22 protein-coding genes are annotated in these 20152 nt (G+C 72.6%); 8 read left to right on the top strand and 14 right to left on the bottom strand.

All coding sequences use genetic code 11. The features are described 5' to 3' along the window. Positions 1 to 212 precede the first annotated feature (212 nt). On the top strand, positions 213 to 932 hold the full coding sequence (locus tag ACGH52_RS12550) for a hypothetical protein (RefSeq protein ID WP_399939083.1): 720 nt from the start codon (positions 213 to 215) through the stop codon (positions 930 to 932). A 200-nt stretch (positions 933 to 1132) separates the two neighbouring features. Here the strand turns inward: ACGH52_RS12550 and ACGH52_RS12545 are convergent, their stop codons facing one another. Further along, positions 1133 to 1588 (bottom strand): MarR family winged helix-turn-helix transcriptional regulator, encoded by a 456-nt coding sequence (locus tag ACGH52_RS12545; RefSeq protein WP_052842866.1) that lies wholly within the window; start codon positions 1586 to 1588, stop codon positions 1133 to 1135. Between the two features lie 114 nt (positions 1589 to 1702). Between ACGH52_RS12545 and ACGH52_RS12540 the strand changes: the two genes are divergently transcribed. The 3 genes from ACGH52_RS12540 to ACGH52_RS12530 all read left to right on the top strand — a co-directional run bounded on the left by ACGH52_RS12540 (position 1703) and on the right by ACGH52_RS12530 (position 4163). Further along, a complete protein-coding gene (locus tag ACGH52_RS12540; protein ID WP_076974164.1) occupies positions 1703 to 2725 on the top strand; it encodes an NADP-dependent oxidoreductase in 1023 nt (340 codons plus the stop codon). Between the two features lie 115 nt (positions 2726 to 2840). After that, positions 2841 to 3260 (top strand): organic hydroperoxide resistance protein, encoded by a 420-nt coding sequence (locus ACGH52_RS12535; RefSeq protein ID WP_059299258.1) that lies wholly within the window; start codon positions 2841 to 2843, stop codon positions 3258 to 3260. Positions 3261 to 3338: 78 nt separating this feature from the next. Continuing rightward, positions 3339 to 4163, top strand: coding sequence for an EI24 domain-containing protein (locus ACGH52_RS12530; RefSeq protein ID WP_210978091.1), 825 nt, complete (start codon positions 3339 to 3341; stop codon positions 4161 to 4163). Here the strand turns inward: ACGH52_RS12530 and ACGH52_RS12525 are convergent. The 3 genes from ACGH52_RS12525 to ACGH52_RS12515 all read right to left on the bottom strand — a co-directional run bounded on the left by ACGH52_RS12525 (position 4135) and on the right by ACGH52_RS12515 (position 7636). Next, positions 4135 to 5433 (bottom strand): pyroglutamyl peptidase, encoded by a 1299-nt coding sequence (locus ACGH52_RS12525; RefSeq protein ID WP_399939079.1) that lies wholly within the window; start codon positions 5431 to 5433, stop codon positions 4135 to 4137. The two genes, ACGH52_RS12530 and ACGH52_RS12525, sit on opposite strands and share 29 nt — an antisense overlap. Before the next feature lie 274 nt (positions 5434 to 5707). After that, complete coding sequence (locus ACGH52_RS12520) at positions 5708 to 6682, bottom strand: aldose epimerase family protein (RefSeq protein ID WP_121701517.1); 975 nt, start codon at positions 6680 to 6682, stop codon at positions 5708 to 5710. Positions 6683 to 6718: 36 nt separating this feature from the next. Then, a complete protein-coding gene (locus ACGH52_RS12515; RefSeq protein WP_121701518.1) occupies positions 6719 to 7636 on the bottom strand; it encodes an SGNH/GDSL hydrolase family protein in 918 nt (305 codons plus the stop codon). Between the two features lie 258 nt (positions 7637 to 7894). On the opposite strand from ACGH52_RS12515, the gene ACGH52_RS12510 reads away from it, so the two are divergent. Continuing rightward, positions 7895 to 8389: a DUF3145 domain-containing protein gene (locus ACGH52_RS12510; RefSeq protein WP_059299262.1), complete on the top strand. Its 495-nt coding sequence runs from the start codon at positions 7895 to 7897 to the stop codon at positions 8387 to 8389. 80 nt (positions 8390 to 8469) lie between these two features. Here ACGH52_RS12510 and ACGH52_RS12505 read toward each other — a convergent pair whose 3' ends face one another. The 5 genes from ACGH52_RS12505 to fasR form a co-directional block, all read right to left on the bottom strand. After that, positions 8470 to 9759, bottom strand: coding sequence for a beta-ketoacyl synthase (locus ACGH52_RS12505; RefSeq protein WP_059299263.1), 1290 nt, complete (start codon positions 9757 to 9759; stop codon positions 8470 to 8472). Positions 9760 to 9868: 109 nt separating this feature from the next. After that, complete coding sequence (locus tag ACGH52_RS12500; RefSeq protein ID WP_052842858.1) at positions 9869 to 10117, bottom strand: acyl carrier protein; 249 nt, start codon at positions 10115 to 10117, stop codon at positions 9869 to 9871. Between the two features lie 103 nt (positions 10118 to 10220). Then, entirely contained in the window at positions 10221 to 11252 is a 1032-nt protein-coding gene (locus ACGH52_RS12495; RefSeq protein WP_059299264.1) for a ketoacyl-ACP synthase III, read from the bottom strand. 16 nt (positions 11253 to 11268) lie between these two features. Further along, positions 11269 to 12189 carry an ACP S-malonyltransferase gene (locus ACGH52_RS12490; protein ID WP_059299265.1) on the bottom strand — a complete coding sequence of 307 codons (921 nt, stop codon included), beginning with the start codon at positions 12187 to 12189 and terminating at the stop codon, positions 11269 to 11271. 89 nt (positions 12190 to 12278) lie between these two features. Beyond that, the gene (fasR, locus tag ACGH52_RS12485; protein WP_059299266.1) at positions 12279 to 13484 is read right to left on the bottom strand and encodes a fatty acid biosynthesis transcriptional regulator FasR; all 1206 of its coding nucleotides are present in this window, start codon (positions 13482 to 13484) and stop codon (positions 12279 to 12281) included. Positions 13485 to 13546: 62 nt separating this feature from the next. Here fasR and ACGH52_RS12480 point away from each other — a divergent pair, with 62 nt between their 5' ends. Continuing rightward, positions 13547 to 14197, top strand: coding sequence for a pirin family protein (locus tag ACGH52_RS12480; protein ID WP_076974240.1), 651 nt, complete (start codon positions 13547 to 13549; stop codon positions 14195 to 14197). Here the strand turns inward: ACGH52_RS12480 and ACGH52_RS12475 are convergent. Further along, entirely contained in the window at positions 14194 to 15021 is an 828-nt protein-coding gene (locus ACGH52_RS12475; protein ID WP_059299468.1) for a serine hydrolase, read from the bottom strand. The genes ACGH52_RS12480 and ACGH52_RS12475 overlap by 4 nt on opposite strands. A gap of 19 nt (positions 15022 to 15040) precedes the next feature. Further along, positions 15041 to 15511 carry a GNAT family N-acetyltransferase gene (locus tag ACGH52_RS12470; protein ID WP_121701201.1) on the bottom strand — a complete coding sequence of 157 codons (471 nt, stop codon included), beginning with the start codon at positions 15509 to 15511 and terminating at the stop codon, positions 15041 to 15043. Positions 15512 to 15606: 95 nt separating this feature from the next. Between ACGH52_RS12470 and ACGH52_RS12465 the strand changes: the two genes are divergently transcribed. Both ACGH52_RS12465 and ACGH52_RS12460 read left to right on the top strand, forming a co-directional pair. Next, positions 15607 to 16104, top strand: coding sequence for a MerR family transcriptional regulator (locus ACGH52_RS12465; protein WP_193777484.1), 498 nt, complete (start codon positions 15607 to 15609; stop codon positions 16102 to 16104). Next, positions 16101 to 17117 (top strand): aldo/keto reductase, encoded by a 1017-nt coding sequence (locus ACGH52_RS12460; protein ID WP_059299269.1) that lies wholly within the window; start codon positions 16101 to 16103, stop codon positions 17115 to 17117. Before ACGH52_RS12465 ends, ACGH52_RS12460 begins: the two co-directional genes overlap by 4 nt. 97 nt (positions 17118 to 17214) lie before the next feature. Here ACGH52_RS12460 and ACGH52_RS12455 read toward each other — a convergent pair whose 3' ends face one another. From ACGH52_RS12455 to ACGH52_RS12445, 3 genes are all read right to left on the bottom strand, one after another. After that, a complete protein-coding gene (locus tag ACGH52_RS12455) occupies positions 17215 to 18093 on the bottom strand; it encodes a DUF4429 domain-containing protein (protein ID WP_399939070.1) in 879 nt (292 codons plus the stop codon). A 66-nt stretch (positions 18094 to 18159) separates the two neighbouring features. Then, positions 18160 to 19380 (bottom strand): alpha/beta hydrolase family protein, encoded by a 1221-nt coding sequence (locus tag ACGH52_RS12450; RefSeq protein WP_076974156.1) that lies wholly within the window; start codon positions 19378 to 19380, stop codon positions 18160 to 18162. A 54-nt stretch (positions 19381 to 19434) separates the two neighbouring features. Next, positions 19435 to 20121 carry a TetR family transcriptional regulator gene (locus tag ACGH52_RS12445; protein ID WP_121701204.1) on the bottom strand — a complete coding sequence of 229 codons (687 nt, stop codon included), beginning with the start codon at positions 20119 to 20121 and terminating at the stop codon, positions 19435 to 19437. Positions 20122 to 20152 lie beyond the last annotated feature (31 nt).

Here is a 20152-nt window from a genome sequence, read left to right as displayed (position 1 = left end):
CGGCTGCCCTTCACTCTGTTCGATATTTCGTCACTCGTTCGAAATGCTGGCGTGACAGTAAGGACGGGGTGCTCGGAGTGTCAATGGGTCGGACACATAACGGTTTCGGCAGTTTCACGGGCGGGGGAGAGCGGCCCCCGCGTGCTTCCCCACACAACTTTCACAGTGGCCTCTAGGAACGCGCCCGTCCCGGAACTTAACCTTCCCGCGTCATGGACTACTGCCACCCGTGCCGACGGCACCTCAACGGCGCCCTCGCCTGCCCGGGGTGCGGCACGCCCGCCCACGAACTCGGCCCCTCCGAACCTCACCTGACGGCGGGTGAGCAGACTCCGCCGCCCCTCGCGGCCGAGGCGGCGGCGCTCGACGAGGACCACGACGACGGCGCGGACGACGCCACCCCCGGCGCCCGGTCCAGCCGCCGCGACCGCAAGGCCGCCGCCCACCGCAGGCGCCGCCGCCGGACCCTGCTCGTCGCCGCGGGCTTCGTCCTGGCCGCCGGCGGACTGAGCCTCGCCGAACTCGGCATGGATGCCCCGCACCCCCCGGACAAGCCGGCCGCGGCGGGCGGCGAGACGACGGACGGCGAGGCGACGAGAGAGGTGGGCGAGGCATCGGCGGTCCCGGCCGACGCCCCCTCGGGACCGACCACGACCTCGGACCCTCCGTCCCCCGACCCCTCCGCGTCGACAACCGCGTCGGCGTCCCCTTCGTCCTCCCCGGAGACCACCGACTCCGAGACGACGACCGACTCCGCCCCTCCCTCGGCCTCCCGCCCCGACCCCCCGAACCCCACCGCCCCCGCGGACCCGGACCCGTCACCCCCCGAGTCCAGCAACGACCCACCCCCGACGACGACCCCCACCCCACCGCAGCCCCCGGACCCGACCCCGACGGAATCCTGCGACCGCTTCCTGTGGTGGTGCACGTAAGGGCTTCAGTCGTCAGCGTGAGGTCGGCGTCAAAGGCCCGTCGCGTCCCGCGCATGGGGTACGACCACGACCTGTACGTCGTCCTCGTAGATGACCCGTCCCGGATCCGCGGAACGAAGGGCCCGACAGTCCACTCGCGACCCAACGGCGTCCTGTACGGGGGCACACCCGAACTCCGGCAGTACGCCGGTCGGTGATGCTCACCCCTCCGGCGAGCCCTCCCCGACCATCAGCCGCAGCGCGTCCCGCAGGGCCACTCGTTCGCCCTCCGACAGTCCCGCCAGCGGCTCCCGGGCGAAGTGCAGGGACTCCCGCAGCCCTCGGGCCACCCGGCGGCCCTCCTCCGTCGCCGCCGCGACCTTCACCCGGCGGTCGCCGGGGTCGGGGCGGCGCTCGACCAGGCCCCGTGCCTCCAGTCGGTCCACGATCCCCGTGACGTTCGACGGCTCGCACTTCAGCTTCTGGGCCAGTTTCCGCATCGGCAGCGGCTCCAGCGAGAGCAGGCTCAGGAGCTTGGCCTGCGCCCCGGTCAGGGCGCGCTCCGCCGCCGCCTCCTCGTAGTCCGCGTGGAAGCGGGCGACGACCTCGCCGATCAGCTCGACGACTTCGAGGGTGAGAGCGTCGGGTCTGCGGGTCGTGTCGCGTGGTGTGGCCATGCGATCCAGGGTACCCAGTTGTTTGACAACCTGAAATGTTCAGCCGCATGGTTGTTTCAGAGCATGAAACATTCTCGGCAGCACATCCCGAGCAAGCCCCAGGAAAGGTGCCCCATGACCGACTCCCCCGCCCTCCCCGCCGTCAACCGCGAATGGCACCTGGTCACCCGCCCGGTCGGCTGGCCCAAGCCCGAGGACTTCGCGCTCGTCGAGGCGGAGGTCCCCACCCCGGGTGACGGGCAGGTGCTGGTGCGCAACCTGTACGTCTCCGTCGACCCCTACATGCGCGGGCGCATGAGCGCCGCCAAGTCCTACGCCGCCCCCTACGAGCTGGGCAAGCCCATGCTGGGCGGCGCGGTCGGCGAGGTCGTCGCCTCGAACGCCGAGGGCGTCGCCGTCGGCGACCACGTCCTGCACTTCTTCGGCTGGCGCGAGTACGCCGCCGTGGACGCGAAGAACGCCGTCAAGGTGGACCCGGACGCGGCGCCCCTGTCGACGTACCTGGGCGTGCTCGGCATGACGGGACTCACCGCCTACGCCGGTCTGCTGCGCACCGCCTCCTTCAAGGAGGGCGACTCCGTCTTCGTCTCGGGCGCCGCGGGTGCCGTCGGCAGCCAGGTGGGGCAGCTCGCCAAGCTCAAGGGCGCCTCCCGCGTCATCGGCTCGGCCGGCTCGGACGAGAAGGTCAAGCTGCTCCTCGACGAGTACGGCTTCGACGCCGCCTTCAACTACAAGAAGGGCCCGGTGAGCGAGCAACTGCGCGCCGCCGCCCCGGACGGCGTCGACGTCTACTTCGACAACGTGGGCGGCGACCACCTGGAGGCCGCCATCGGCTCCCTCAACCTGAACGGCCGCATCGCCATCTGCGGCGCGATCTCCGTCTACAACAACACCGAGCCCGCGCCCGGCCCGAAGAACCTCGCCCGTCTCATCCAGACCCGCGGCCGCATCGAGGGCTTCCTGGTCGGCGACCACTACGACCTCCAGCCGCAGTTCGTCGAGGAGGTCGGCCCCTGGGTCCGCGACGGCGCGCTGAAGTACCGCGAGACGGTCGTCGAGGGCATCGAGAACAACCTGGAGGCGTTCCTCGGGGTCCTGCGCGGCGACAACACCGGAAAGATGATCGTCAAGCTCTGACGCTCCGGCGGGGAAAAGCGGGCTTCACGGGACTTCCGGCATGCGGTAGCGTCATTCCGAAATCCGTCGTGATCGTGGGCGCGAGTCACGGCGGACCGAGGAGGAAGACACCCGTATGCCCATCCAGCAGTCCGAAGTCCTCTACACCGCCGTCGCCACCGCCGAGAACGGCCGTGACGGACGGGTGGCCACCGACGACGGCAAGCTCGACGTCGTCGTGAACCCGCCCAAGGAGATGGGCGGCAACGGCGCCGGCACCAACCCGGAGCAGCTGTTCGCCGCCGGGTACAGCGCCTGCTTCCAGGGCGCGCTTGGCGTCGTGGCCCGCCAGGAGGGTGCCGACATCACCGGGTCCACCGTCACCGCGAAGGTCGGGATCGGCAAGAACGACGACGGCTTCGGGATCATCGTCGAGATCTCCGCCGCCATCCCGTCCGTCGACGCCGCCACCGCGCGGTCGCTGGTGGAGAAGGCCCACCAGGTCTGCCCGTACTCCAAGGCGACCCGCGGCAACATCACCGTGACGCTCGTCTGACCGGAAACGGGACCCCGGGCCGGGACCAGGACCACGGCCGGAACCGGGGTCGGCGCGCCGACCGGTAGAGTGCCGCCCATGCGTGATCTTGGGGCGGGGTTCGGCCACCTTCTGAAGGGCCAGCGCTGGGTGGCCCGGCACGGCCGGAGCTACGGCTTCGGGCTCGTCCCGGGCCTGATCACCCTGGTCCTGTACGCGGGCGTGCTGGTCGCGCTCGCGCTGTGGGGCGAGGACTTCGTCGGCTGGGCGACCCCCTTCGCCGACGACTGGTCGAGCCCCTGGCTCGGGCTCTTCCGCGGTTTCCTCACCGCCGTGCTGTTCGCCCTGGCCCTGCTCCTGGCCGTGCTCACCTTCACCGCGGTCACCCTGCTGGTCGGCCAGCCCTTCTACGAGGCCCTGTCCGAGCGGGTCGACCGGGACGTCTCCCCGGACGGCACCGCTCCCGAGTCCGACCTGCCGCTCTGGCGCGAGCTGTGGATCTCCGGCCGCGACAGCCTGCGGATCCTGGTCCGCGCCGCGGTGTGGGGCGTGCTGCTCTTCGCGCTCGGTTTCATCCCGGTCGTCGGCCAGACCGTGGTCCCGGTGGTCGGCTTCTTCGTCACCGGCTTCTTCCTCACCGAGGAGCTGGCCGCCGTCGCCCTCCAGCGCCGCGGGGTCCAACTGCGCGACCGCCTCGCCCTGCTGCGCTCCCGCAGGATGCTGGTCTGGGGCTTCGGCACCCCGCTGGGCGTGTCCTTCCTGGTGCCGTTCGTCGCGGTGTTCCTGATGCCGGGCGCGGTCGCGGGCGCCACGCTCCTCGCCCGGGAACTGCTGGGCGAGGAGACCCGCGACGGCGCCGAGGACCGGGCCGAGGGCGGCCCGGCCGACCCGGCGGTCAGTCCCGGTCAGCCCCCGAGGCACTGACCGCCACGGCCACGATCGCCCGCGTCTGCGCCACGATGTCCAGCCGGTTGCGCACGAACTCCGGGTCGGTGACCGCCCCCGTCGCCGGATCGGTGTTCCCCGCCCCGAACCGCAGCACCGGCGTGTGCACATGCCCGCCCGGCAGCGTGCCGTGCAGCCCGAGCCGGTCCCGCAGCAGCGTCGCGCGGTAGGCGATCTCGTTGGAGAGGTAGTTCCCGCCGCCGCCCTCCCGGGCCGTCGACCCGGGCGTGGGCCCGTCGGGCCGTACGACCGCCTCGGTGCCGCCCGCCGGGATCTCCGTCACGCTCGTGTTGTCGTACACCGGGAAGCGGCCGGTGTCCGCGGCCGTGATCGCCGCGTACGGCAGCGTGGTCGTCGTCCACTGCGGCTGCGAGGCCGGGTCCGCCACCGGGACGGTCTCCGTGCGGGAGACGTTCTCGTTGTCCGGGAAGCCGCCCCGCCAGGCCCCGTTGGTCCGCTCCACGTCGAACCGCCCGACCCGGCCCTGGCTCACGGTGGTGAACAGGTCGACCCGGGGGAGATACGGCCGCAGCGCCCGCTCCACCGCCCCCTCGGCGAAGTCCCGCCAGCGCACCGGGAACACGGCCGTCTCCACCCGGGCGGGACCGTCCGGCGTGTCGATCACCGTGCCGTCCAGGGCGAGCGCGACGGCGCCGGACGGGTTGGAGATCCGGATGTCCCGGTCCAGCGTGAAGGGGTCGAATCCGGTGAGCAGCACCCGCTTCAGCCCCTTGCCGTGCCCGCCGTGCCCGCCGCGTCCGTCGCGCGGCAGACGCAGGTCGCTCTGACCGCGCGAGGTGCGCTCCAGCTCCGTCAGCAGCGCGGCCCGCTGCCGCTCGCCCAGAGCGAACCCGGGCTCCCAGGCGCGCAGTTCCCGCGTCATCCCGAGCCGCGCCCAGTACAGCGGCCGGTCGTCGTCGCGGCTGAGGTCCCCGCGGGCCGGCCCGCGGCCCTGCACCCGGTCCACCGCGCGCCGCCACAGCGCCGCACCCTCGTGCGCCACCACGGCACGCGCCTCGCGGTAGGAGTCCGCGCGCCCGAGCCCCCGGGCGAACGCCGGTGCCACCGCGACGAATCCGGAGCGCCGCAGGATCTCCCGGGGCACGTCCCCGTCCAGCCGCCGCTCCTCCGCGGTCGGTGCGGGGGAGGCACTGCCCGCCCGCGGTGCCGCCGTCGCCGCGGTGGGGGCCGCGAGTCCCGCCACCAGGGCCAGTCCGAGTACGCCGATCCGAACACGTATGGGTGCCAAGGGAGTCCAGGTCCTTCCGTCGCCGTGGGGTGCGCTGCCGGACGGCGGCAGTATCGCGTGACGGAAGGGGTACGCGCCATGGCGCGTGACCGACCGACTCATGGCCGTTTGTGAAGGGTTCGTACGAACTCCTGATCGGACACCCGATCGCAGGCCGCCGGATCACCGCGGCGATTAACGTCTGACACCGGGACGCCCGCGAGCGCGTCCCCCGTGGACAGCCCCGGTCCGGGACCTGACGGCCGGGCCGGGGCTCAGCCCCCCCCGGGCCCGCCTACCGGCGCACCGAGAAGCCGTACACCGTCTCCGAGCGGAACACCTCGCCCGGCCGCAGCACCGTGCTGGGGAAGCCGGGCCGGTTCGGGGAGTCGGGGAAGTGCTGGGTCTCCAACGCGATTCCGTCCCCGGGGGCGAAGGGCTCGCCCAGGTGGTCGGCGGTGTACAGCTGGAGCCCCGGCTCGGTCGTCGCCACCGTGAGCACCCGCCCCGACGCCGGGTCGTACAGCTCGGCGACCTCCTCGGCGGTGGCGGTCACGCCCTTGTCGAGGACGAAGTTGTGGTCGTAGCCCGAGCCGATCTTGCGCGCCCGCCGGAAGTCGAAGCGGGTGTCCGTCACGTCGTCCAGGCCGCCCGTCGGGATCAGGGCGGCGTCGACCGGCGTGATCCGGGAGGCGGCCAGCCGCAGTTCGTGCCCGCCCGCGTGCCCGGAGCCGCCCAGGTTGAAGTAGCTGTGGTTGGTCGGGTTCAGCACCGTCGGCGCATCCGTGACCGCCTCGTACACGATCCGCAGCGCGCCCGACTCCTCCAGCGTGTACGTCGCCGACATCTCCAGGCGCCCCGGGAAGCCCTCCTCGCCGTGCGGGGAGACCCGGCTCAGCCGGACGCCGTCCGCGACCGCCGCCACGTCCCACACGCGCTTGTCGAAGCCGCGCGCGCCGCCGTGCAGCACGTTCGGTCCTTCGTTGGGCGCCAGCGCGTACGTCCGGCCGTCCAGCGGGAAGCGCCCGCCCGCGATCCGGTTGGCGTACCGCCCGACCAGCGCGCCGAAGTAGGGCTCCGGGTGCGTCACATAGCCCTCCAGGTCCGCGAACCCCAGCACCACGTCGGCGGTGTTCCCGTCCCGGTCCGCAACCTCGGCCGACTGCACGATCCCGCCGTACGACAGGACCCGCACCCGTACGCCCGCCCGCTCCAGGGTCCAGCGGTGTACCGGGGTGCCGTCGGGCAGTGTGCCGAAGAGTTCGCTCATGTGCGGAACTCTAGGACATGCCCAGGTCAGGCCCGCTCACGGCGCCTTCGCGGTGACCGCGCGGTAGGCGATCTCCGCCAGCCGCGCCTGGCCGTCCACACTCGGGTGGAACCAGTCCCAGTGGCTCAACTGGTCCGTGCCGAACCGGTACGCGTGCACCGCGCCGTCGTCGGTGCGGCAGCGCCGGTCCTTCGCACAGACCTCCCGCAGCACCTCGTTGTAGTCCTGCACCCGGTCCCGCACCGTGTTGCGCCGCAGGGTCGCCGCCGCGTCCATCGAGTCCGCGTCGCCCAGCATCGACGGGCACAGGCCCAGCTTCCACACCTGCTTGCCCAGCGCGTTGGTGCGTCCCTGGGACCACAGCCGCTTCAGGTCCGGGATGCTCGACACGTACACCTGCGCCTTGGGAAGCCGCTTGCGCAGGGTGGTCATCGCCTCCTGGAACTGGGCCCGGAAGTCCGCCACCGGCGTCATCTCCGAGGTCGTGGACCGGCACGCGTCGTTCGCTCCCGCCATCACCGCCACCAGCTGCGGCCCACGCTGCGCCGCCCGCGTCACCTGAGCGGTCAGATCCGCCATCCGGGCCCCGGTCACCGCGTAGTTCCAGCTGTGCCCGGCCGCGTCCGCCTTCCCCAGCAGCCGTACGGCGAGCGAGTCGACCTTCGCACTGCTGCCGGTCGCCCACGACACCTCCGGGCAGTCCGACAGCACCGCGCAGGCGTCGAAGCCGCGCGTGATGGAGTCGCCCACGGCGGCCACCGACTCGGGGCTCGTGTCCCAGGCCGGGGCGGGCTTGGACCGCTTGGACGCGCTGCCGGACGGGGCGGGGGAGTCGCCGCCCGCGGCGTCGCATCCCGCCACGCCCGCGCCCAGGACGGCGGCGGTCAGCACGGCGAGCGCGGCCCGCGCCCGGCGACGCCCGTACCGCGTGCGCTGGTCCGTCCCTCGGCCCATACCGGTCCCACCCCTCGCCTCGTGCCTCCAACGTGCTCAACCCATGACACCCCGCGAGGGTTCCCGAGGGCGACGATGCAACGGCTCACACCCGTACAAGCGTCCTGCCGGGTGAATGGCGGAGGTTTGTCGGCGGCGGGACCGACGGTACGTCACACTCCTTGCCCCGTCGCACGGTAGCCTCGCCCTGGACGTGACCCGCCCGGTCACGGCCGTTCCACCCCGTTCCGAGATGTCCCGCTCAGCCCGGAGGTTCCGGTGACGACACGTGGAGTCCTGTACGTGCACTCCGCGCCGCGCGCGCTCTGCCCGCACGTCGAGTGGGCCATCGCCGGGGTGCTCGGCACGCGCGTCGGCCTGGACTGGATCCGGCAGCCTGCCGCGCCCGGCACCTGGCGCTCGGAGTTCTCCTGGCAGGGGCAGCCCGGCATCGCCTCCAAGCTCGCCTCAGCCCTGCGCGGCTGGCAGCTGCTGCGCTTCGAGGTCACCGCGGAACCCTCCGCGAACGCCGAGGGCGAGCGCTACAGCTGCACCCCCGACCTCGGCATCTTCCACGCCGTCACCGGCATCCACGGCGACATCATGATCCCCGAGGACCGGCTGCGCGCCGCCCTGGTCCGCTCCCAGCGCGGTGAGACGGACCTGGAGTCGGACCTCGCCAAGCTCCTCGGCAAGCCCTGGGACGACGAGCTGGAGCCCTTCCGCCACGCGGGCGAGGGCGCCCCGGTCCGCTGGCTGCACCAGGTGGTGTGACGCCCCGCCCGCCCGGCCTGCGCACGCGTGAAGGGCCCCCACCGACCGGTGGGGGCCCTTCACACGCGTACGGCGGTCGCTCAGACCGACCGGAAGGCGAGCACCACGTTGTGGCCGCCGAAGCCGAACGAGTCGTTCAGCGCCGCGATACGGCCCTCCACCGGGAGCTTGCGGGCCTCGCCGCGGACGATGTCCGCGTTGGCCTCGGCCTCCGGGTCGAGGTTCTCGACGTTGATGGTCGGCGGCGCCAGCCGGTGGTACAGCGCGAGCACGGTCGCCACGGACTCCACGCCGCCCGCGCCACCGAGGAGGTGGCCGGTCATCGACTTGGTGGCGGAGACCGCCATGTGGTCGACGTCGTCGCCGAAGACCTTGCGCAGCGCCTTCAGCTCGGCGATGTCACCGGCCGGCGTCGAGGTGGCGTGCGCGTTGACGTGCACGATCTCGGCCGGGTCCAGGTCGCCCCGGTCCAGCAGGTTCTGCAGCGCGGCGGAGATGCCGCGGCCCTCCGGCTCCGGCTGCACGATGTCGTGGCTGTCGGCGGAGATGCCCTGGCCGACCGCCTCCGCGTAGACGCGGGCGCCGCGCGCGGCGGCGTGCTCGGCGGACTCCAGGACCAGGACGCCGGCGCCCTCACCGAGGACGAAGCCGTCGCGCGCCGTGTCGAAGGGGCGCGAGGCGCCCTGCGGGTCGTCGTTGTTCTTGGACATCGCCATCATGTTGCCGAACGCGGCGATGGGCAGCGGGTGGATCGCCGCCTCCGTGCCACCCGCGACGACGACGTCGGCGCGGCCGGTGCGGATCATCTCGATGGCGTAGCCGATGGCCTCGGCGCCCGACGCGCAGGCCGAGACCGGCGTGTGCACGCCCGCGCGGGCGCCCACGGCCAGGCCCACGTTGGCCGAGGGGCCGTTCGGCATCAGCATGGGGACGGTGTGCGGGGAGACGCGGCGGACGCCCTTCTCCTTGAGCACGTCGTACTGGTCGAGCAGCGTGGTCACGCCGCCGATGCCGGAGGCGATGACCGCACCGAGCCGGTCGGGGTCGACGTGAGCCGCGCCGTCCTCGGCGGGGCTCTCGCCCGCCTTGCCGGCGTACCCGGCGTCCTTCCAGGCCTCCTGCGCCGCGATCAGCGCGAACTGCGCCGAGCGGTCCAGTCGGCGGGCCTGCGGCCGCGGGATGACCTCGGAGGGGTCCACGGCGGCCGGCGCGGCGATGCGGACCGCCTGGTCGGCGGCCCACTCCTGCTCCAGGGGCTTGGCTCCGGACCTGCCGGCGACCATGCCCTCCCAGGTCGAGGCTGCGTCGCCACCCAGCGGTGTGGTTGCGCCGATACCGGTGACGACCACGGTGCGATTGGTCGAGCTCACGGGAATTCTTTCTCCAACGGGATACGGATTCGTACGGCGCCACCGCCGGGTGGCGGGGCAGTCTGCCCGGATCTGTCCGATACCCGGGGTATGCCCGAGTATCGGCGGATCAGGCCTGGTGGTCGAGGATGTACTTCGTCGCGTCGCCGACGGTCTTGAGGTTCTTGACGTCCTCGTCCGGGATCTTGACGTCGAAGCGCTCCTCGGCGGCGACGACGACCTCGACCATGGACAGCGAGTCGACGTCCAGGTCGTCGGTGAAGGACTTGTCCAGCTGGACGTCCTCAACCGGGATGCCGGCGATCTCGTTCACGATCTCCGCGAGACCGGCGACGATCTCTTCCTGAGTGGCGGCCATGATGGCGCTCCTTCTTTGTTGTCCAGAGGGTGTGGCGGCCCGCCGCGTCGGCGGCAGGTGGTGCTGCGCTCCGTTCCGGACCGCTTGATCCGGCACGGAGTGCCTAGGGGAGGGTAACGACCGTCGCGGCGTAGACGAGACCCGCCCCGAAGCCGATGACGAGCGCGGTGTCGCCGCTCTTCGCGTCGCCGGTCGCCAGGAGCCGCTCCATCGCGAGCGGAATCGAGGCGGCCGAGGTGTTGCCGGTGGTGCGGATGTCACGGGCGACCGTGACGTGCTCCGGCAGCTTCAGCGTCTTCACCATCGAGTCGATGATCCGCACGTTGGCCTGGTGCGGGATGAAGACGTCCAGGTCGTCCGGGCTGATCCCGGCCGCGTCCAGCGCCTGCTGCGCGACCTTCGCCATCTCGAACACGGCCCAGCGGAACACCGCCTGGCCCTCCTGCGTGATCGCAGGAAACTTCACGTTGCCCTCGGAGTCGACGGGCAGTTCGGAGACGTCGCCGATCCGGAAGCGGTCCCAGGGGACCGTCTGCTTGATCGTTTCGGCCTTGTCGCCCTCCGAGCCCCAGACCGTCGGACCGATCGCCGGCTCCTGGGACGGGCCGACCACGACCGCGCCGGCGCCGTCGCCGAACAGGAAGGCCGTGGCCCGGTCCTCCAGGTCGGTCAGGTCGGAGAGCCGCTCCACGCCGATGACCAGCACGTACTCGGCCGAGCCCTCGACGACCATGCCCTTGGCGAGCGTCAGGCCGTAGCCGAAGCCCGCGCAGCCCGCCGAGATGTCGAAGGCCGCGGCCCGGTCCGTGCCGAGCCGGTCGGCGATCTCGGTGGCGATGGCCGGGGTCTGGCTGAAGTGCGACACGGTCGAGACGACCACGGCGCCGATCCGCGAGGCGTCGACCCCGGCGTCCGCGAGCGCCTTGCCGGACGCCTCCACGGACATCGCGGCGACGGTCTCCTCGGGTCCGGCCCAGTGCCGGGTCTCGATGCCGGAGCGTGAGCGGATCCACTCGTCGGACGAGTCGATCTTCTCGAGGATCACCTCGTTCGGCACCACCCGGGTCGGACGGTATCCGCCGACGCCGAGGATGCGCGCGTACGGGGCGCCCTTGCTGGGCTTGATCTTCGACATGCTCTCGCGCTCCTTGTCAGGCCTGTGTGTGCTCGGCGACGAGCTCGCGGGCCGCGTCGAGGTTGTCGGGGGTCTTCAGCGCCAGCGTCTGCACGCCGGGCAGCGCCCGCTTGGCCAGCCCGGTCAGCGTGCCGCCCGGACACACCTCGATGATCGCGGTGACGCCCAGCTCCTTGAAGGTCTCCATGCACAGGTCCCAGCGCACCGGGTTGGCGACCTGGCCGACGAGCCGGTCCAGCACCTCGGTGCCGGAGGCGACGGCCCGCCCGTCCTTGTTGGAGACGTAGGTCACCTTCGGGTCGGCCGGCGTCAGCGCCTTCGCGGCCTCGGCGAGCTTGTCCACCGCGGGCGCCATGTGGCGCGTGTGGAAGGCGCCGGCCACCTTCAGCGGGACGACCTTGCGGACGCCCTCGGGCTTGTCCTCGCTCAGCGCGGCCAGCTGCGCCATGGTGCCGGCCGCCACGATCTGACCGGCGCCGTTCACGTTCGCCGGGGTCAGGCCGAGCTTCTCCAGGTGCGCGACGCTCACCTCGGGGTCGCCGCCGAGCAGCGCCGACATGCCGGTCTCGGTCACCGCGGCGGCCTCGGCCATGGCCAGGCCACGACGGCGTACGAGGGACAGCGCGGCGGTGTCGTCGAGGACGCCCGCGAAGACCGCGGCGGTGATCTCGCCGACGCTGTGGCCCGCGACCGCGCCGGGCGCGGGAATGTCACCGAGTGCCGCGGCGGACAGGAGTCCGGCGGCGACCAGCAGCGGCTGGGCCACGGACGTGTCTCGGATCTCGTCCGCGTCGGCCTTGGTGCCGAAGTGGGCGAGATCGAGTCCGATGGCGTCGGACCACGCGGCGACGCGGTCCGCGGCGCCGGGAAGGGCGAGCCAGTCAGTCAGGAAGCCGGGCGTCTGGGCGCCCTGGCCGGGAGCGACGAGTACGAGCACTCTCACACTCTCTCTTGAGGACGGCCACGACCGCCCGTGGGGACAGGGACGAAGAACAGGAGCGGGTTTTGTGGACCCTGCACAAAATCCTAGAGCTGCGGATCTCCGTCGGCCAGACGCCCCAGGATGAGCGCGATCCGCAGTGTGAACGCAGACCGTACATCAGAGGGCGACCATCCGGTGACGTCAGTCACACGTCGGAGCCGGTAGCGCACGGTGTTCGGGTGAACGAAGAGCATCCGGGCGGCCCCCTCCAGACTGCTCGCCTGTTCGAGATAGACGCTGAGCGTCTCCAGGAGCGCCGCACCCGCCTCCTCCAGCGGTCTGTAGATCTCCTCCACCAGCTGCTCACGGGCCGAGGGGTCCGAGGCGATCGCGCGCTCCGGCAGCAGGTCGTCGGCGAGCACCGGGCGCGGAGCGTCCTGCCAGGCGGTGCAGGCCTTGAGCCCGGCCGCGGCGGCCTGCGCGGACCGGGTCGCGGCCAGCAGGTCCGGCACCACGGGCCCGGCGACGACCGGCCCTTGCGCGAACGGCCCGATCAGCGACTTCGCCACCGCCAGCGGGTCGTTGCGGCCCCCGGCGATCACCACCAGGCGGTCCCCGAGCACGCCGGTCAGCACCTGGAGCTTGGCGTGCCGGGCGGCCCGCCGGATGGCCTCCACGGTCAGCTCGGAGTCCCCGTCGGGCGCGGTGCCCAGCACGACGCACACGTGCTCCGGCGAGTTCCACCCGAGGGCGGCGGCCCGGGACACGGCGCCCTCGTCGGCCTCCCCGCTGAGCACGGCGTTCACCACCAGCGACTCCAGGCGCGCGTCCCAGGCACCGCGTGCCTCGGCGGCCTGCGCGTACACCTGGGCGGTCGCGAAGGCGATCTCCCGGGCGTAGACGAGCAGCGCCTCGCGCAGCACCGACTCGTCACCGGGGGCGGCGACCTCGTCGATCGCGGACTCCATCACCTCGATGGTGGTCCGCACCATCTCCACGGTCTGCCGCAGCGTGATCGCCCGGGTCAGCTCGCGCGGGGCGGTGCCGAAGACGTCGGTGGAGATGGCCTGGGGGGCGTCGGGGTGCCGGAACCACTCGGTGAAGGCGGCGATACCGGCCTGGGCCACCAGCCCGATCCAGGAACGGTTCTCCGGTGGCATGGCCCGGTACCACGGCAACGTCTCGTCCATGCGCGCGATGGCCTGCGCGGCGAGCGATCCGGAGGACTGCTCCAGCCGCTTGAGCGTCGCGGTATGCGGGTGGGCGGGATGGGCGGGGGCGTCGGGCTTGCCGGTTTCGGGTTCGGGCACGGGGACAAGACTGCCTTATCGGGCCGGGCGGGTGTGCCGCCGGGGCTACGGTGAACGACGTGATGGACGTACGCCGCGCCGACGAGCGCTATCCCGGAGGCGACGAGGCCGCGGGCATCGCCTCCCGCCACGCCTTCTCCTTCGGCCCCCACTACGACCCCGGCAACCTCCGCTTCGGCGCCCTGCTCGCCTGCAACGAGGAGCGCCTCGCACCCGGCGCGGGCTTCGACGAGCACCCGCACAGCCACACCGAGATCGTCACCTGGGTGGTCGAGGGCGAGCTGACCCACCGCGACAGCACGGGCCACGAGACGGTGGTCCGCGCCGGGGACGTGCAGCGCCTCAGCGCGGCGGGCGGCGTCCGTCACGTCGAACGCAACGACGCCGCCGCCCCGTTGACCTTCGTCCAGATGTGGCTGGCCCCGCGCGAGCCCGGCGGCGATGCCGCCTACGAGATCGTCCGCGGCATCGCCGACTCGACCCCGTACGCCGTCCCGGAGGCGGGCGCGATGCTCCACGTGCGGCGCCTGGCCGCGGGGGAGCGGACGGCGGTGCCGGACGGCGCGTATGTGTACGTCCACGTCGTGCGCGGCGAAGTACGCCTCGGCGACGAGGAACTGGGCACGGGCGACGCGGCCCGCGTCACGGACGCCGAAGGGGTGGAGGCGGTGGCGGTGACGCGGGCCGAGCTGCTGCTGTGGGAGATGGCCTAGGACCGGCTCCGTGCCTCGGCCAGCACCGCGTCCGTGAACGGCGGCCACGCCTCGACCGCCCACGGACCGAAGGCCCGGTCGGTGAGGGCGACGCAGGCGAGCCGGGCGTCCGGGTCGATCCAGAGGAAGGTCCCGGACTGGCCGAAGTGGCCGAAGGTGCGCGGCGAGGACGACGCGCCGGTCCAGTGCGGGGACTTGGAGTCGCGGATCTCGAGGCCGAGGCCCCAGTCGTTGGGGTTCTGGTGGCCGTAGCCCGGCAGGACGCCCTTCGTGCCCGGGTACTGGACCGTCATCGCCGCCGCGACCGTGCGCGGGTCCAGCAGCCGGGGCGCCTGCACCTCGGCGGCGAAGCGGAGCAGGTCCTCGACCGTGGAGACACCGTCCTTCGCCGGGGAGCCGTCCAGGGAGGTGTGCGCCATGCCCAGCGGCTCCAGCACCGCCTGCCGCGCGTACTCGGCGAACGGCATGCCCGCCGCCTTCGCGATGTGCTCGCCGAGCTGCTCGAAACCGGCGTTGGAGTACAGCCGGCGCTCCCCGGGCGCGGAGGTCACCCGGTGCTCGTCGAAGGCGAGCCCCGAGGTGTGGGCGAGCAGGTGGCGGACCGTCGCCCCGGGCGGCCCGGCGGGCTCGTCCAGCTCGACCGCGCCCTCCTCGTACGCCACCAGCGCCGCGTAGGCGGCCAGCGGCTTGGTGACCGAGGCGAGCGGGAAGCGGTGCGCGACGGGGCCGTGGGTGCCGAGGACCGTGCCGTCGGCCCGTACGACGCCCGCCGCCGCGGTGGGGACCGGCCAGTTCTCGATCGACGCGAGGCTGTTCAAGGACATGGCGTCGAGCCTAGGCGGCTCAGAGGTACCGCCGCATCGAGGGGGTCGTGTCGTGCGTGAAGCCCATCGACGCGTACAGCGGCTCGGCGTCGGGGGAGGCGGTGAGCATGACGTGCCCGGCGCCCCGCTCGCGGAACCACTCCAGCAGCTCGTCCATGCACGCCCGCGCGTACCCGCGGCGCCGGGCGTCCGGGTCGGTGGCGACGCTGAAGACGTATCCGATCAGGCCGTTCGCCGGACGGCCCGGCCCGCCGATCCGGTACTCCAGCGTCCCCACCACCAGTGCCGCCAGCGCGTCCGGCCGCTCGGGGTGGTCGACCACGAACGCCGCGAAGCTCCCGTCCGGGTCCGCCAGTCTGGTCCGCAGGGCGGGCAGGGACTCCGCCTGCCACTCGGTGGCGGCACCCGGGTTCATGGAGTCGATCATCACCTGTCGCAGGCGCAGCACTTCCTGCGCGTCTTCGACCACGGCACGGCGTACGAGGCTCATGCCCGCACGCTAATGACCTGCCGGGGCGTGTGTCCCGTGATTTCCCGCCGTACACGCTTGCTTGGAGTGCACTCCAAGGTCATAGCGTTGAGGTCATGACGGTGATGCAGACCACGGCCGGGACCCTCGGTCCGAACGCCACCAGCAACGCCACGAGAACGGACATCTGCTCCGCCCCGCCCCGGCGCCACCCGCGCCCCGACGGGCAGGACCGCTACACCATCAGCGAGGTCGTCGCCTTCACCGGCCTGACGGCCCACACGCTGCGCTGGTACGAGCGGATCGGCCTGATGTCCCACATCGACCGCTCGCACACCGGGCAGCGCCGATACAGCAACCGCGACCTGGACTGGCTCGACTTCGTCGGCAAACTGCGCACGACCGGCATGCCGGTCGCCGACATGGTGCGGTACGCGGAGCTGGTGCGCGAGGGCGAGAGCACCTACCTCGACCGACGGGAACTGCTGGAGTCCACCCGGCGCGACGTCCTGACGCGGATCGCCGAACTCCAGGACACCGTCGCCGTACTCGACCGCAAGATCAGCTTCTACGGGGACGCCGGACGTCCCCGGGACACGGAGGGCACCCGATGACCGACAGCGGCATGCCGACGGCCCGGCTCGGCACGGACGGACCGGAGGTGGGCGTCCAGGGCCTCGGCTGCATGGGCATGAGCTTCGGCTACGGCCCCTCGGACGCCGAGGCGTCCCGCGCCACACTGGAACGGGCGCTGGAACTGGGCGTCACCCTCTACGACACGGCCGACGCCTACGGCGCGGGCGAGAACGAGCGGTTCCTGGCGCCGTTCTTCAAGGCCCACCGCGAGGAGGTCGTCGTCGCGACCAAGTTCGCCCTGTCGATCCCGCCGGAGGACCCGACCAGGCGGATCATCCGCAACGACGCGCCCTACATCCGGGAGGCGGTCGAGGCGAGCCTGCGCCGGCTGGACCTGGACGTGATCGACCTCTACTACATGCACCGGCGCGACGTGAACGTGCCGATCGAGGAGACCGTCGGCGTCATGGCCGACCTGGTCCGCGAGGGCAAGGTCAAGCACCTCGGGCTGAGCGAGGTGACGGGCGAGGAACTGCGGGCCGCGCGGACGGTGCACCCGATCGCCGCCGTGCAGTCGGAGTGGTCGCTGTTCAGCCGGGACATCGAGGCGGGCGTGGTGCCGGCCGCCCGCGAACTGGGCGTGGCCCTCGTCCCGTACTCGCCGCTCGGCCGGGGCTTCCTCACCGGTGCCTTCGCCAACGCCGACCAGGACCTCACGGACGGCGACTTCCGGCGTCAGCAGCCCCGCTTCACCGGGGACAACGCGGCGGCCAACGCGGCACTGCTCGCCCCGGTCCGCGCCCTGGCCGAGGCCCACGGCGCCACCCTCGGCCAGATCGCCCTGGCCTGGGTCCACCAGCGCGCCCGGGTCCACGGCCTGCCGGTGATCCCGATTCCGGGCACCCGCAAGCCGACGCGGGTGACGGAGAACACGGCGGCGACCAGGATCGTCCTGACGGACGACGAGCTGTCCCTGCTGGAGCCGATCGCCGACCAGGTCGCGGGCGACCGCTACGCGGACATGACGTTCACGTCAGCCGGCCGGGAGTAGCAAAGCACCCCGGGGGACGCGCCCCTCAGGGGCGCGGGGAACTGCGCGAGCAACCCACCACCGGGCCGCACCCGAAACGAAGCAGGACCCGCAGACGCTAAAGCTCCGCCAGCAACTCCGCCTTCTTCGAGGAAAACTCCTCGTCCGTCACCAGTCCCTGCTGGTGCAGCTCCCCAAGATGCCGGATCCGCTCGGCGATGTCCGCCGGATCCCGCCGAGGCGCCGGCACGGACACCGGCACGGGCGCCGAAGCGCCCCGCTCCCGCACCGCAGCCAACACCGCCGCCGCGAACGGGAGCGACTCGTGCACCGGCCCGTACCCGAGCCCGAACACGACCGCCGCCGGGTCCTGGTCGGCCTGGGGGACGGCCGGTGCGGCAGCGGCGGCGGCCGAGGCGTCGGCGTCGCGCGGCAGCAGCCGCAGGTACCCCTCGAACATCTCGGGGGAGCGCCACTCCACCCCGCCCAGGTCGGTGACCGGGAAGCTCTGGTCGCCGGCCTTCCACTTCGCCGAGGACGCGCCCGTCCACGACCACCGGAAGGACACCGCCTTCCCGTCGAAGGACGCCTTTCCGTCGTACGCCTTGAACTGCAGTGGTGCCTCGGGCGGGGACACCAGGTAGCGCTCGGTCCTGCCGGACTCGGTCAGCAGCGCCCGCAGCTCGTCGGCGTAGTACTCCGCGAGCGTCTCCCGTTCGGCGGGCAGCACCAGCCGGTAGGGGTCGCCGCTCTCCTTCAGCTGTCCGGCCGCCGCCTCGATCAGCGGATCGGCGCCCGCGCGAGGTTCGGCGCGCAGCACGACGGTGCCGCGCCTGCCGGGCGTGAGCGTCACGCCCTCGATCGCCTCCAGGGGCACCCGGCGCTCCCCCAGGGCCTGGAACAGCTTGGGTGTTCGAATCCCCCGTTCGTAGCGGATGAGCACGGAGTCGGACTCGAACTCCCAGGCGGCATGAAATCCGGCCAGTACGTCACCCATGCGGCTCATCGTATGCGGCACGAGCCTTCCCGTCCCCTCCCCGCGCAAACCGGAGTTTCTGCGCCTCTACGCGCGTCCGGCCGCCGTCGCCGCGGACAAATCCGCCCGGCATGTGTCGTCTTCGTCGGCGCAGGCGACCGCGCGGTATGCGCCAACACCGATCCCCGCGAAGTTCCGCAGGCTGTCCGTGCCCGGCACGAAGTAGCCGCCGTGTCCCTGGGCGTCCCGCGCGGACAGCACCCGCGCCCCGAAACCGGCGGACACCGGGTCGGCGCCGTGCCCGAGGCCGCCGACCTCCAGGTACGGCACGTCCTGGATCCAGTCGTCGGCGTCCCGCATCGCCCACACCCGGGCGGAGGTGTCCAGGTGGGAGGCGTTCTCGGCACGCATGCCGGGGCTGCCCGCCACCGCTATGTCGCTCACCCGGCCGGGCAGCCGGTCGGCGGCGAGGCCGCACACCACCGAGCCGTAGCTGTGGCAGAAGAGGGAGACGGGGGCCTTGCCGGGCAGCGCGCGCAGCAGCGCGTTCAGGCGTACGGCCCCGTGGGCGGCGCGGGTCGCGGTGGCCGCCTCCATGCCGAGGCCGCTGGGGGAGGTGTAGTCGGCCCAGGCGATCACGGCCGTGTCCGTGCGGGGACCGGCCGCGCGCTCGGCCGCGTACAGCGACTCGGCCATGCCGGCCGGCGCCGCGTACTTCTTGCGGTCGGTGCGCTGGTAGGTGAGCAGCTCGGTGTCCACGCCGGGCACGATCACGGACACGCGGTCGGCGCGGTTCAGATCGCCGAACACCTCGGCGACCTTGCCCGAGCCCGCCGGGTCGAAGGCGAGGATGTGCCGGCCGGGGTCGAGCAGTGACTCGTAGTTGCGCATCCGTCGGCCCGCCTCGCGCTGCCCGGCGGGGGACAGGCGCTTGTCGTGCATGCGGGCGCGCTCCACCGACCGTGCCTGCTGCAGCGCGGAGCGGTTGGCGAGGTAGCGCAGCTGGACGGGGGCGCCGTTCATGTTGCCGACGGCCAGCGGATACCGGTGGGCCAGGCTCGTGCGCTGCCATGCGGTGAGCGAGGCGAAGAAGCGGGCCAGCCGGGCGGGCGCCGCCTGGGCGTCGGGCAGCCGCTGTCCGTCGATCCGGCCGTGCTCCCAGGCCGTGACCGACGCTTCGAGTGCCGTGGGGCCCCGCTGGTTGCGCAGGGCGGTCCAGCCGGTGGTCGCCAGCATCACGAACACCACGGCCAGGGCGAGCAGTGCGCGCCAGACGTTCAGCTGCGGGGAGGTGTCGAAGGAAGTCACTGGGAGGACACACTAGGAGAACGGGACGGTCTCGCGTGAATCCAGTGACGCGGATCACGTTTCGGAGGCGCGCCAGTTCCCCGCGAGCGCGGGCGCCACCTGGTCGAGGTAAGCGGCCGTCAGGTCCCGCAGGTCCGCGAGGCCGGTGTCGTCGCGGGCCGACCAGATCCGTTCGGTCACCCGCATCACCGCTCCGAAGACGGCCACGACCACACGGGGCCGCGGGTCCGCGTCCAGGTCGAGTCCCTCGCGGGCGGCGACGACGCGGGCGATCTCCTCCTCCAGCTCCGTAGCGCGCCGCAGGTGGGCGGCGAGCAGCGCGGGCGTCGACTCGATCACCCGGTAGAAGCGCAGGTGCAGCTCCAGCGGGATCAGCTGCTCGACGGCCTCGCCGATGGTGTCCCAGCTCTCCGTGAGGGCCAGGCGCAGTGCGTCCAGGGGCGCCTCCCCCGGCGGGCGGGCGAGCACGGCCCGGACGAAGTGCGACTCCGCGAGCCGTGCCACGAAGAACGCCGCGTCCTCCTTGGAGGCGAAGTAGCGGAAGAACGTGCGCTGCGAGACGTCGGCGGCCTCGGCGATGTCGTCGACGGTCGTCTCCTCGTAACCGCGCTCGGTGAACAGTTCGAGGGCGGAGCGCAGCAGCAGGTCCCGGGTGCGCTGCTTCTTGAGTTCACGCAGGCCGGGACGGGAGGCCGCGGGTGCCGCGGTCTCCGACGGCGCCGACGTGCCGGCCACCTTCAAAAGTTCTCTCCTTCGTACGGTTTGCGCAGTT

The organism is Streptomyces sp. BBFR25 (genome assembly GCF_044590125.1).
In the GTDB taxonomy this organism is placed as follows: Bacteria; Actinomycetota; Actinomycetes; order Streptomycetales; family Streptomycetaceae; genus Streptomyces; species Streptomyces canus_D.
Note: the sequence above shows the minus strand (reverse complement) of the source record. Positions and strands in the feature narration are given on the sequence as shown.